This is a genomic window from Ruegeria lacuscaerulensis (genome assembly GCF_013034685.1).
GTDB classification, from domain to species: Bacteria; Pseudomonadota; Alphaproteobacteria; order Rhodobacterales; family Rhodobacteraceae; genus Ruegeria; species Ruegeria lacuscaerulensis_B.
This window is the reverse complement of sequence record NZ_WQGO01000001.1, coordinates 545,528-557,799: the sequence shown is the minus strand read 5'-3', so window position 1 is coordinate 557,799 and position 12,272 is coordinate 545,528. Positions and strand designations below refer to the sequence as shown.

Below are 12,272 nucleotides of genomic sequence, written 5' to 3'. Positions count from 1 at the left end.
TCCGGGGCTCAACCTGAGGCGGAAGACGGCCGATGGCAAGAGGTTCAGCCCCATTTCGGGGATCCTCTTTCATCTGGCCAGAAATATCCCGGAGCGCAAGGCAGAGCCTCGCATTCGCGCGTCATCGCAAATCGGGCGCGCCGACAGGCGCACCCTTGAGTTTTCCGTTGTTATTTTGCGTAGCCGATGGTCTTCAGCGCGTCCGTGATCTCGTCCAGAATGGCGGGATCGTCGATGGTAGCAGGCATTTTGTAGTCTGCACCATCGGCAATCGACACCATGGTCCCCCGCAGGATCTTGCCTGAACGCGTCTTGGGTAGGCGGTCCACCACAACAGCCTGTTTGAACGCCGCAACCGGACCGATCTTTTCGCGCACCAGCTTGACCACATCCTGCACGACCTCAGCATGATCGCGGTCGCAGCCTGCGTTCAGGCACAGGAAACCAACCGGCATCTGGCCCTTCAACTGGTCGGTTACACCGATCACAGCACATTCGGCCACGTCGGGATGGGCGGCCAGAACCTCCTCCATCCCCCCAGTGGACAGGCGGTGGCCCGCAACGTTGATCACATCATCCGTGCGCGCCATGATGTACAGATATCCATCCTCATCAATCATGCCTGCATCGCCGGTCTCATAGTAACCAGGGAAATGATTGAGGTACGAGCTTTTGAATCGCTCTTCCGCATTCCACAACGTCGGCAACGTACCGGGGGGCAGGGGCAACTTCACCGCAATCGCGCCCAACTCGCCGGGTTTCATCGGATGGCCGCCTTCGTCCAGGATCTGCACGTCATAGCCCGGCATTGGCTTCGCTGGCGAGCCCAACTTGGTCGGCAGTTCCTCGATCCCCAGCGGGTTGCCAGCGATGGTCCAACCGGTTTCAGTCTGCCACCAATGGTCGATCACCGGCACTTTCAACGCGTCCTGCGCCCAGATGATCGTGTCCGGGTCTGCCCGTTCTCCAGCCAGGTAAAGCGCGCCCAAATGGGACAGGTCGTAATTGGCGATCAATTCACCTTGCGGATCCTCGCGTTTAACCGCGCGGATCGCCGTCGGGGCGGTGAAAAAGCTTTTGACTTTGTGTTCGGAAATCACGCGCCAGAAGGTCCCCGCATCCGGGGTACCCACGGGTTTGCCTTCGAACACGATGGTGGTGTTGCCATGGATCAGGGGCGCGTAACAGATGTAGGAGTGCCCTACGACCCATCCCACGTCGGATGCCGCCCAAAACACGTCACCAGGGTCGACATTGTAGATATTCTTCATCGTCCAGTTCAACGCGACCAGATGGCCTGCCGTGGGGCGCACGACACCTTTGGGTGAACCGGTCGTGCCCGAGGTGTAAAGGATATAGGCAGGATCATTACCATCGACCGGGACACATTCAGCCGGTTCGACGCCGTACTGGAAGCCGTGCCAGTTAAAGTCGCGCCCTTCGACCAGCTGGGCGACTTCCTGTTCGCGTTGGAAAATAACGCAGAAATCGGGTTTGTGCTCTGCCAGATCAATCGCGCCGTCCAGCAGGGGTTTGTAGTGAACCACGCGGCCCGGCTCCATCCCGCAGGAGGCGGCGATGATCGCTTTGGGTTTGGCGTCGTCGATCCGCACGGCCAGTTCGTTGCTGGCAAAGCCACCGAATACCACCGAATGCACCGCGCCCAGACGCGCACAGGCCAGCATCGCCTCAAGCGCCTCGGGGATCATTGGCATATAGATGATAACCCGGTCGCCCTTTTCGACACCCTTGGCCCGAAGTGCACCTGCCAAATTGGCTACGCGGTTGCGCAGCTCGACATAGGAAATCTCGCGCTTGGTATGCGTGATCGGGCTGTCATAGATGATTGCAGTCTGCTCGCCCCGTCCGTTTTCGACATGGCGGTCGACAGCGTTCCAGCAGGTGTTTACGCGGGCGTCCGAGAACCATTCGTATAGCGGCGCGTTGTCATCGAACAAAGCCTTGGTCGGGGGGCTTACCCAGTCGATGCCCTTTGCGGCCTCCATCCAGAAGCCCTCGGGGTCGGATTTCCAGCCTTCGTAAACGTCCTGATATGCCACGGTGTTCTCCTCCGTCAATTCCTGGGCATGTGTGTAAGGGGCAGGGCGGCCACAGGACAAGCAAGCGGCGTGACGGAGCGTCACTTTATCGCAAAAAGTTTGCAGAATTCGCCGAATTGACTTGCAAATTTTTGCAAATGCACGACTGCGTGAGGGTTATCTGGCGATTGATGGGTAAATTTGCAAATCTGCAAATTCAGGCGTGCAAACAGATAGGGAATCGGCCGGACGCCGTTTCAGACGTCCGGCCGCAGTTTATCCGTAGTGCGTGACCGGCGTACCGGCGATGGCGGCCATGTTCAAAAGCCCTCGTGCGGTGATCGAGGGCGTCACGATATGCGCTTTGTTGCCCATCCCCATCAGGATCGGCCCGACCTCCAGCCCGTCGGCCTTCATCTTCAGAATATTCCGCACACCGCTGGCTGCGTCCGCATGAGCAAAAATCAGCACATTGGCCGAACCTTTCAAGCGCGAATTGGGGAAGATCCGCCCGCGCAGTTCGGGGTCCAGTGCCAGATCCAAGTTCATCTCGCCCTCATAGGTAAAGTCACGCGGCTCGGAATCCAGAATATCCAGCGCGGCCCGCAGGCGTTTGCCGGACCCTTCGGACTGGTTGCCAAACTGCGATTGCGAGCAGAAAGCGATCTTGGGCTCTAGCCCAAAGCGGCGCACGTGACGGGCGGCCCCAATGGTGCTTTCGGCGAGTTCCTCGGGCGAGGGCAGTTGCCGCACATGAGTGTCGGCGATGAACAACGGCCCGTCTTCCAAGATCATCAACGAAAGAGCACCATGCGGGCGCAGGTCGCCGTCCGCCAACACTTGTTCCACATAGTTCAGGTGCCAGCGATATTCGCCGAAGGTGCCGCAGATCATACTGTCGGCGTCGCCCCGTTGCACCGCGATGGCGGCAATTGCGGTGTTGTTTGTCCGCATGATGGCCTTGGCCAGATCAGGTGTGACGCCGCGGCGCTGCATGAGCTGGTGGTAGGACGTCCAATAGTCGTAGTATCGCGGATCGTTTTCCGGGTTCACGATCTGAAAATCCGCACCTGGCCGCACCGTCAAACCCAACCTTTCACAGCGGGCCCCGATCACGTCTGGTCGACCGATCAGAATGGGGGTCTCGGTGGTTTCTTCCAGAATAGCCTGAGCAGCCCGCAACACCCGTTCATCTTCACCCTCGGCAAAGACGATCTTGCGGGAAGCGGCTGCGGCGGCCTCGAAAACCGGGCGCATGATTAGGGCGGATTTGAAAACGGTCTGGTTCAGTTGTTCCTTGTACGCCTCGATATCTTCGATGGGACGCTTAGCAACGCCGCTGTCCATTGCGGCCTTGGCCACGGACGAGGACACAACCCCCACAAGGCGCGGATCAAAGGGTTTGGGGATCAGATAGTCCGGCCCAAAGGTCAACTGTTCCCCTTTATAGGCGGCTGCGGCCTCGGCACTGGTGGTGGCGCGCGCCATCTCGGCGATGCCGTCCACGCAAGCGATTTGCATCTCGTCGTTGATCTCGGTTGCGCCTACATCCAGCGCGCCCCGGAAGATGAAAGGAAAGCATAGGACGTTGTTGACCTGATTTGGAAAGTCACTGCGGCCTGTGGCGATGATTGCATCCGGGGCCACTTCGCGCGCGGCGTCGGGCAGGATTTCCGGCGTCGGGTTGGCCAACGCGAAGATGATCGGGCGGCTGGCCATTTTTGCGACCATCTCAGGCTTGAGCACATTCGGCCCGCTGAGGCCCAGAAACAGGTCCGCGTCGCCGATCACATCATCCAAAGTACGCAGGTCGGATTTCTGCGCAAACTGATCCTTGTGCGGGTTCATATCCTCGGCGCGGCCCTCATAGACCAGCCCGTGAATGTCGCACAGCCAGATATTCTCTCGCTTGACGCCCAGTTTCACCAACATGGACAGGCAGGCAATCCCGGCCGCCCCGCCGCCGGTCGAGACGACTTTGATATCTTCGAACGATTTGCCGGCAACGTGCAGCGCGTTCTTGGCCGCAGCCCCGACGACAATGGCAGTACCATGCTGATCGTCGTGGAAAACGGGGATATTCATCCGCTCGCGGCAGATTTTCTCGACGATGAAACAGTCGGGGGCCTTGATATCTTCAAGGTTGATCGCGCCAAAGGTCGGTTCCAGCGCGCAGACGATATCGGCGAGTTTCTCGGGGTCGGGCTGGTCGACCTCGATATCGAAACAGTCGATACCTGCGAATTTCTTGAACAGAACGGCCTTGCCCTCCATCACGGGCTTCGAGGCCAGCGCACCGATATTGCCCAGCCCCAGAACAGCAGTGCCATTCGAGACCACTGCAACAAGATTGCCGCGCGCGGTGTAAAGCTCGGCATTGTGCGGGTCGGCCTTGATTTCCAGGCTGGCTTCGGCCACGCCGGGCGAATAGGCGCGGGCCAGATCGCGGCCATTCGCCATGGGCTTTGTGGCCTTGATCTCAAGCTTTCCAGGTTTGGGATGGGCGTGGTAATCAAGCGCGGCCTGCCGCAGGCTGGGTGTGTCCGACATCGACAAATCAACTCCGTTCCAAGATTTGGTTGATCGTTAAACCATTTTCCGAGGCTTGGCTACGTTGCGTCATTTCATTGCGGGTTTCCGACCTCATGGGGGTGCTGGTTGAATTCTGCCACGAAACATTTACGGTCTGCCGCGTTCGTAAACACCAATGAATACGCGCAGCGATGAAGGTCTGATATGAGCTTGAAAGACGAACGCAACCCCGGCTTGGTCCTGCACGGATCGTTCGGTGTGCAATCCGTGGGGCTGCGGGCGGTGCTGGCTGTGATGGCCTGGATTCTGGTCGTGATTTCGATCTGGCCTGTTCAGGCTTCGGCCTTCAACCAAGAAGGCGGGCTGATCGAAACCGGATCGGCATTCGCGCTGATGATGGCTGGGGTGATTGCGCTTTATCGCTATCGTGGCGTGTCGCGTTTGTATATTGGCGTTGTCTGTCTTCTGCTGGCCGAGCGCGAGCTTGAGGCAGATATCTACGCCATTGGCACTTGGCAGCATACGATCCTCAGCGGGTTGGATACAGCGCTGGACATGACCCTTGTGCGTTTGGTGCTGGTTGCAATCGTGCTTGGCGGGCTGGTCTGGCATGGCATTCCGTCTGGCTGGCGCGCGTTCAAAGCCCGCGCGCCTTTTTTGCTGGTGTTTTTCCTGGCGGGCATGTCGGCGGTGGTCGCGCAACTGCTCGAAGAGGTGTCCGGGATGATGGGTTCGGATATTTCGCAAACCATGATGCTGCGCCTGTTTGTGCTCGAAGAAACGCTTGAGATGTTCTTTTCGATTGGCATTCTGGCCGCTGTTCTGATCGGATGGCCGAAAGCCAAGACCGAAGAGACAGTGAATGACCAACAACCAGACCAAAGCTGAGATTCGCCTGCCCACGCAGGAGCTGCGCGACGATATCCCGTTTTATACCAAGGTGCTGGGGATGCGGATGGATATGATTTATCCCGCCGATGACCCTCGGGTGGCGGTGTTTTCCGGCCACGGGCTGCGGCTGCGTATTGAAAAGGACGCGTCGGAAAGCCCCGGCACGTTGCGCATCCTGACCAATGACCCCGACAGCTTTGCCGACGGGCAGCGCAGCCTAGTGGCCCCGAACGGCACAAAGGTCGAGATTGATGAGCTGAATCCGCCCATGGTCATGCCCGACACCGTTCATTCCTTCGTGGTGCGCAGGCTCAAGGATCAGGCCCCGTGGATCATCGGCCGCGCCGGGATGCATTACCGCGATCTGGTGCCAGATCGGCTGGGCGGGTCGATCATCGCCAGCCATATCCGCATTCCTGATGGAGGGCCGGTTCCGGATATGGTTCATTTCCACAAGGTTGGCTTCCAGTTGATCTTCTGCATCCACGGCTGGGTGGATGTGGTCTACGAGGATCAGGGCGACAAGATGCGCCTGACCGCAGGTGATTGCTTTATCCAACCGCCCGAAATCCGCCACCGTGTGTTGGAGGCCTCGGACAATGTGCAGGTGATCGAGATCGGCGTGCCCGCCGAACACGTCACCGAGATTGACCACGACATGGACCTGCCCACTCCACACTACCGCCCCGGTCGGGAATGGCAGGGGCAGAAGTTCGTCTTCAATCAGGCCGAAGGCGCGGATTGGGTGCCGTTCCGCCTGCCGGGCTATATCTGCCGCGACACAACAATTGCCGAAAACACCAAGGGCGTGGCCGGGGTGCAGGTGGTGCGCAAAGGGCAGGGTGATCCGCAATGGGCGGCCCATGACACAGATATCCATTTCACCTTTGTCATGGACGGCGCGATCACATTAGAAGGTGAAGGGCGCGAGCCATACCCGCTGGAACAAGGGGACGCGTTTGTGATCCCGCCGGGGATGCGGACGCGCCTGTCGAACCCGTCGGATGATGTGGAACTGCTTGAGGTGACGCTGCCCGGCACGTTCAACACACGGCTGGGGTAAGAATTGCGGCGCGCGGGGCTTCACCTTGGCGCGCCGTTTCAATAGAACAATATTTTTCTGACCAGATGATCAAAAAATGGGGAATCGCCATGAGCCTGAAAGACGCAGCCCTCTTAGTCCGCGAAAACGCCTATGCACCCTATTCCAATTTCAAGGTCGGAGCGGCGATCCGATCTGCCTCGGGCGTGATTTATTCCGGATGCAATGTCGAAAACGTGGCTTATCCCGAAGGCACCTGCGCTGAAGCAGGGGCGATTGCCGCCATGGTTGCCGCAGGTGAGCAGGAACTGACCGAGATTTATGTGGTTGCCTCATCGCCTCAGCCCGTGCCGCCCTGCGGGGGGTGCCGTCAGAAACTGGCCGAGTTCGGCAAGCGCGAGGTCAAGGTGACGCTGGCCTCGGTCGAAGGGGCTGAGATGGAGACCACCATCGGCGATCTGCTGCCGGGGGCCTTTGGTGCCTCGCATATGGAGTGAGCCATGGACGCCCGTTCGATCAACGCCAAGCTGCGCCGGGGTCAGGTGCCCACGGCCGAGGAGTTGCGCTGGTTCGCGCAAGGTCTGGCCGATGGCGGCGTTAGTGACGCGCAGGCCGGTGCCTTTGCCATGGCCGTTTGTATGGGCGGTCTGGGCGCGCAGGGCCGCGCTGACCTGACGGTTGCAATGCGCGACAGCGGCGACGTTCTGACATGGGACGTGGATGGCCCGGTGATCGACAAGCACTCGACCGGCGGGGTGGGCGACAGCGTCAGCCTCGTGCTTGCGCCTGCACTGGCCGAGATGGGGGCTTATGTCCCGATGATCTCGGGTCGTGGGTTGGGCCATACCGGCGGGACGCTGGACAAGCTCGAGTCGATTCCGGGCGTGACCACTCAGATCAGCGAAGATCGTCTGGCGCAGATCTTGCGCGAAACGGGTGCCGCCATCGTTGGCGCAACGGGGCAGATCGCCCCTGCGGACAAGCGGCTATATGCAATCCGCGATGTGACGGCGACTGTGGAAAGCCTGGACCTGATCACCGCGTCGATCCTGTCCAAGAAGCTGGCCGCCAGCCCTGATGCTCTGGTGCTGGATGTCAAGGTGGGCAGCGGCGCGTTTATGAAAACCCACGAAGATGCACGCAATCTGGCACAGGCCCTAACCCAGACCGCGAATGCTTCGGGATGCCGCACCTCGGCGGTGATCACGGATATGAACCAACCTCTGGCTCCGGCGCTGGGCAACGCGTTAGAGATCTGCGAGGTCATGAAGGCCATGACCAACGGGCACAATTCGCCCTTGGCCGAAATCTCGGTCGAGTTAGGCGGCGTGCTGCTGGTGGATGCCGGGATGTGCGCAACCGTGGATGAAGGTCGCGAGAAACTGGCCGAAATTATCCGCTCTGGCCGCGCGGCCGAAAGGTTCGGGCGCATGATGGCCGCCGTTGGCGCGCCACTGCATTTCGTCGACAACTGGTCGCGGTACTTGCCCGAGGCCAGCGTGATCCTTGAAGTCCCTGCGCCAAGTGCGGGCTATGTGACCGCGATGGACGGTGAGGCGCTGGGTCTGGCCGTTGTCGCGCTGGGCGGTGGGCGGCAAGTTGAGAGCGACGTGATTGACCCCGCCGTTGGCATCTCGGACATCGTGCGGCTGGGTGATAAGCTGGACAAGGGTGCGCCGTTGGCCGTGATCCACGCCGCCCGCGAAGACGCGGCGCAACAGGCGGCGCAGGCCGTCCTGCAAGCGATCAGTCTCGGGCCGGACAGCCCCGCGCTGCCGGGGATCGTGCATGAAAGGATCACCGCATGACCCGCGCGTTTCTAGTCGTGATGGACTCGGTCGGCATCGGCGGCGCGCCGGATGCGGATCGTTTTTTCAACGGCGATGTGCCTGATACCGGGGCTAACACGCTGGCCCATATCGCACAGGCCTGCGCTGAGGGGCGGGCCGAGGATGGGCGCTCGGGCCCGCTGCACCTGCCCAATCTGGAGGCGCTGGGGCTGGGGGCGGCGACCCGTCTGGCCTCGGGCGCGGATACGCCGGGGTTGGAGGCGAAACCGACCGGCCTGTGGGGCTGCGCGCGGGAACATTCGCCGGGTAAGGACACGCCCTCGGGCCATTGGGAACTGGCCGGGCTGCCGGTGCCTTGGGACTGGCACTATTTCCCGGATACGCAGCCAGCCTTTCCCGCCGACCTCAGCCGGGCCGCCGCCGAGGCTGCAGGAACCGACGGCATATTGGGCGATTGCCACGCCTCGGGTACGGCTATCATTGCAGACCTGGGCGCCGAACATCTGCGCACCGGCTGGCCGATTTGCTACACATCCGCCGACAGCGTGTTCCAGATCGCGGCGCATGAGGAACATTTCGGCCTCGACCGCTTGTTGGAAATGTGCCGAACTCTGGCCCCGCGCCTGCATGAGATGAAAGTGGGCCGGGTGATCGCGCGGCCCTTTGTGGGCTCGCCCGAACAGGGCTTCACCCGCACCACCAACCGCAAGGATTTCGCCATCCTGCCGCCAGCGCCGGTTCTGACCAACTGGGCGCAGGATGCCGGGCGGCGCGTGCATGCGGTCGGTAAGATCGGCGATATCTTCTCGATGCAGGGGATCGACACATTGCGCAAAGGCTCGGACGCGGACCTGATGCGTCACCTCTCCGATCTGGTCGATGAGGCAGAAGAGGGCAGCCTGACCTTCGCCAATTTCGTGGAGTTTGACAGCCTTTATGGCCACCGTCGCGACATCAGCGGCTATGCGCGCGCGCTGGAATGGTTCGACCGTGAGATCGGTGCGATCATCGCCCACCTGCGCCCCGGCGACCTGATGCTGCTTACCGCCGACCATGGCAATGACCCCAGCTGGATTGGCACCGACCATACGCGCGAGCAGGTTCCGGTTCTGATCGCCGGGCGAGGCGCGGGCCAGATCGGCGCGGTGAATTTCACCGATATTGCGGCTAGCATCGCACACCACCTGAACATCCCGGCGCAGGGGCCGGGGCGGAGTTTTCTATGAGCGTCGCAGACCTTCCCAAAATCGAATTGCACCTGCACCACGAAGGCGCGGCCCCGCCCGCCTTTATCCGGCAGTTGGCCCATGAAAAGCGCATCGACTTGAGCGGGATTTTCAAACCCGACGGCAGCTATGATTTCCGCGATTTCGCCCATTTCCTCCGCGTGTATGAGGCCGCCTGCGAAGTGCTGAAATCGCCCGAGGATTTCCGCCGCCTGACACTGGCCATCCTCGAAGAAAGCGCGGCGAACGGAGTGGTCTATTCGGAAACCTTCCTCAGCCCCGATTTCTGCGGCGGCGGAGACCTGCATGCCTGGCGCGACTACCTGACCGCCATTCAGGACGCGGCGGATGAGGCCGAGCGCGAATACGACATCACCCTGCGCGGGGTCGTGACCTGTGTGCGCCATTTCGGTCCTGAAAAGGCTAAACTCAGCGCCTATTGCGCGGCGGAAACGGCGGGCGAGTGGATCACTGGGTTTGGTATGGGTGGCAATGAATCCGTGGGCGCTCAGGGCGACTACGCATGGGCCTTCGATTGCGCGCGCGAGGCGGGTTTGCGATTGACGACCCATGCCGGAGAGTTCGGCGGTCCCGAAAGCGTACGCGATGCCATTCGCGATCTGGGCGTGGAGCGTGTGGGCCATGGAGTGCGCGCCATCGAAGACCCTGACCTGATCCGCGAGATTCTCGACCGCGACATCACACTAGAGGTCTGCCCCGGCTCGAACGTGGTGCTGGGGCTTTTCCCCAACTTCGCGGCCCATCCGATTGCGAAACTGCGGGAGGCCGGTGTCAAACTCACGGTTTCCACCGATGACCCACCGTTTTTCCACACTACAATGCGGCGCGAATATGAGATGCTGGCGCAAGCCTTCGGCTGGCAGGCCGAGGACTTCGCGGCCCTGAATGAAACCGCCCTTGCGGCCGCCTTTTGCGATGACAAGACCCGTGAACGGGTCAAGACAAGACTGGAGAGATCATGAGCGAACACCTGACCGTCGTTGACCACCCGCTGGTGCAGCACAAACTGACGCTCATGCGGGACAAGGGCACTTCGACCGCCGTTTTCAGGCAGTTGCTGCGTGAGATCACGCTGCTGCTGGCCTACGAGATCACGCGCGAGATGCCGTTGACCACCCGCCACATTGAAACCCCGATGGAGGAAATGGACGCCCCTATCCTAGCGGGCAAGAAACTGGCGCTGGTGTCGATCCTGCGGGCCGGAAACGGGATGCTGGACGGGGTGCTGGAGCTGATCCCCTCGGCCCGTGTGGGTTTTGTCGGCCTCTACCGCGATGAGGAAACGCTCAAGCCCGTGCAGTATTACTTCAAAGCGCCCGAAGGGTTGAAGGACCGTCTGGTCATTGCCGTTGATCCGATGCTGGCCACCGGCAACAGTTCAGCCGCGGCGATAGATCTGCTGAAGGAGGCTGGCGCCACTGATATTCGCTTCCTTTGCTTGTTGGCCGCGCCCGAAGGGGTCGCACGCATGAAAGAGGCGCACCCGGATGTGCATATCGTCACGGCCTCGCTGGATCGCGAGCTGAATTCCAAGGGCTACATCATGCCGGGGCTGGGCGATGCGGGCGACCGGATGTTTGGCACGAAGTAAGCTGGTCTAACCGCCGCAGATATTTTGCAGCCGGACCCAATCGCGGTCCGGCAGAACCTGCTGCTGAGGACGTCCGGCCATAGGGTCAGCCTCGATCAACCCCAGCACGGTTTCGCCGGTCACATCCTTGGCATAAGCAAACGGGGTCGAGGGCAGGGCGGTCTGCGCGAACATTTCCAGCAACACGTCATCAGGTAGGGACGGACGGGGTTCGGACAGAACCTCTTCGGTATAGGCATCGACGATGCCCGGTGTCAGCTCTCCGGTCGTCAGCAGGCGAAAGGCGGTTGCAGCACCTGTGCGGTTCAGCAGATCGTCCAGCGGGTCCTGTGCCTGTGACCGGGCGCGTTCGGCGACGATATAGCCGGCGGCGACCGAAGGGTCCTCGTGATCTTCGACCAACGCGCGGTTTAGCAGGATAATGCCGCCCGGCAGGCTGAGGCTCGTTTGCACGCCCGCAGGCAGGATAACCACTTCACGCACACCGGTACGTGTGGCCAACTGTTTCAGCGCGTCCTGTGCGTCGACCGAGGCGCAGGCGCGGCCTGACACGCGCTCGATCCGTTCAAGAATTGCGTCGCCGATATCGTGGCGTTTGATCTCGGGCACCACAGCGACCACGTGGTTTTGCACGGCGGCGGGCACCCAGAACACCAAAAGGGCCAAGACGGCGGCGGCAACACCGGCGACGCTGAGCCAGCGCAATCGCCCCGGATGCGGACGGCCGCGGTCAATGGCCCGTTGCAGGCGGTCGATCGCCTCGATCATGGTGGTCTCGGTTTCGGCCAGCTCCAGCGTTTCGTCCGGATCGCCATCGGGATTGTAGATGGCCGGATATGCGCCGGGGTTCTGCCGTTCCAGCGCAGCCAGCGACCAATGGGTCAGCGCGTTGTCGTTGAAATCCGAGATTGTCATCGTGGCTTCGCCAATCGACACCACGACCTCGCGCCGCTGCACATCGGGCGATGGGCGCCACAGACCGGTTGCTTCGATCCGCTGGTACTGTTTAAGGGCCGTCATCACGGGTGAGGTCTGCTCATTCTTGATTGGCGGCAGTTTAGCACGCAAAAATCCAGCGGCGCAAACCTGTTGCGCGATGTCGGGGAATTGTGCTGGATGTGACGACGCATCCGGGCGCAG

The 12,272-nt window shown here is 61.1% G+C and carries 10 protein-coding genes; 7 read left to right on the top strand and 3 right to left on the bottom strand.

All coding sequences use genetic code 11. The annotated features are described in order from the left end of the window. Nucleotides 1-170 precede the first annotated feature (170 nt). Nucleotides 171-2,060: a propionate-CoA ligase PrpE gene (prpE, locus tag GOV80_RS02805; RefSeq protein WP_170782767.1), complete on the bottom strand. Its 1,890-nt coding sequence runs from the start codon at nucleotides 2,058-2,060 to the stop codon at nucleotides 171-173. A 255-nt stretch (nucleotides 2,061-2,315) separates the two neighbouring features. Continuing rightward, a complete protein-coding gene (locus GOV80_RS02800) occupies nucleotides 2,316-4,589 on the bottom strand; it encodes an NADP-dependent malic enzyme (protein WP_170782766.1) in 2,274 nt (757 codons plus the stop codon). A 186-nt stretch (nucleotides 4,590-4,775) separates the two neighbouring features. Here GOV80_RS02800 and GOV80_RS02795 point away from each other — a divergent pair, with 186 nt between their 5' ends. The 7 genes from GOV80_RS02795 to upp all read left to right on the top strand — a co-directional run bounded on the left by GOV80_RS02795 (nucleotide 4,776) and on the right by upp (nucleotide 11,132). Further along, nucleotides 4,776-5,459: a hypothetical protein gene (locus GOV80_RS02795; protein WP_170770132.1), complete on the top strand. Its 684-nt coding sequence runs from the start codon at nucleotides 4,776-4,778 to the stop codon at nucleotides 5,457-5,459. Next, complete coding sequence (locus GOV80_RS02790; protein WP_170782765.1) at nucleotides 5,434-6,525, top strand: cupin domain-containing protein; 1,092 nt, start codon at nucleotides 5,434-5,436, stop codon at nucleotides 6,523-6,525. Before GOV80_RS02795 ends, GOV80_RS02790 begins: the two co-directional genes overlap by 26 nt. 89 nt (nucleotides 6,526-6,614) lie before the next feature. Then, complete coding sequence (locus GOV80_RS02785) at nucleotides 6,615-7,001, top strand: cytidine deaminase (protein WP_170782764.1); 387 nt, start codon at nucleotides 6,615-6,617, stop codon at nucleotides 6,999-7,001. A gap of 3 nt (nucleotides 7,002-7,004) precedes the next feature. After that, on the top strand, nucleotides 7,005-8,312 hold the full coding sequence (locus tag GOV80_RS02780; RefSeq protein WP_170782763.1) for a thymidine phosphorylase: 1,308 nt from the start codon (nucleotides 7,005-7,007) through the stop codon (nucleotides 8,310-8,312). Beyond that, nucleotides 8,309-9,520 carry a phosphopentomutase gene (locus GOV80_RS02775; RefSeq protein ID WP_170782762.1) on the top strand — a complete coding sequence of 404 codons (1,212 nt, stop codon included), beginning with the start codon at nucleotides 8,309-8,311 and terminating at the stop codon, nucleotides 9,518-9,520. Before GOV80_RS02780 ends, GOV80_RS02775 begins: the two co-directional genes overlap by 4 nt. Then, entirely contained in the window at nucleotides 9,517-10,503 is a 987-nt protein-coding gene (locus tag GOV80_RS02770; protein ID WP_170782761.1) for an adenosine deaminase, read from the top strand. Before GOV80_RS02775 ends, GOV80_RS02770 begins: the two co-directional genes overlap by 4 nt. Continuing rightward, the gene (gene upp, locus GOV80_RS02765; protein WP_170782760.1) at nucleotides 10,500-11,132 is read left to right on the top strand and encodes a uracil phosphoribosyltransferase; all 633 of its coding nucleotides are present in this window, start codon (nucleotides 10,500-10,502) and stop codon (nucleotides 11,130-11,132) included. Before GOV80_RS02770 ends, upp begins: the two co-directional genes overlap by 4 nt. A 6-nt stretch (nucleotides 11,133-11,138) precedes the next feature. On the opposite strand, the gene GOV80_RS02760 is transcribed toward upp, so the two are convergent. After that, the gene (locus GOV80_RS02760) at nucleotides 11,139-12,152 is read right to left on the bottom strand and encodes a hypothetical protein (RefSeq protein WP_170782759.1); all 1,014 of its coding nucleotides are present in this window, start codon (nucleotides 12,150-12,152) and stop codon (nucleotides 11,139-11,141) included. Nucleotides 12,153-12,272 lie beyond the last annotated feature (120 nt).

Coding starts and splice junctions, on each gene's coding strand:
- GOV80_RS02800 (WP_170782766.1), bottom strand. CDS start 4,589: ATGTCGGACACACCCAGCCTGCGGCAGGCCGCGCTTGATTACCACGCC.
- GOV80_RS02785 (WP_170782764.1), top strand. CDS start 6,615: ATGAGCCTGAAAGACGCAGCCCTCTTAGTCCGCGAAAACGCCTATGCA.
- GOV80_RS02775 (WP_170782762.1), top strand. CDS start 8,309: ATGACCCGCGCGTTTCTAGTCGTGATGGACTCGGTCGGCATCGGCGGC.
- GOV80_RS02790 (WP_170782765.1), top strand. CDS start 5,434: ATGACCAACAACCAGACCAAAGCTGAGATTCGCCTGCCCACGCAGGAG.
- upp (WP_170782760.1), top strand. CDS start 10,500: ATGAGCGAACACCTGACCGTCGTTGACCACCCGCTGGTGCAGCACAAA.
- GOV80_RS02795 (WP_170770132.1), top strand. CDS start 4,776: ATGAGCTTGAAAGACGAACGCAACCCCGGCTTGGTCCTGCACGGATCG.
- GOV80_RS02760 (WP_170782759.1), bottom strand. CDS start 12,152: ATGACGGCCCTTAAACAGTACCAGCGGATCGAAGCAACCGGTCTGTGG.
- GOV80_RS02780 (WP_170782763.1), top strand. CDS start 7,005: ATGGACGCCCGTTCGATCAACGCCAAGCTGCGCCGGGGTCAGGTGCCC.
- GOV80_RS02770 (WP_170782761.1), top strand. CDS start 9,517: ATGAGCGTCGCAGACCTTCCCAAAATCGAATTGCACCTGCACCACGAA.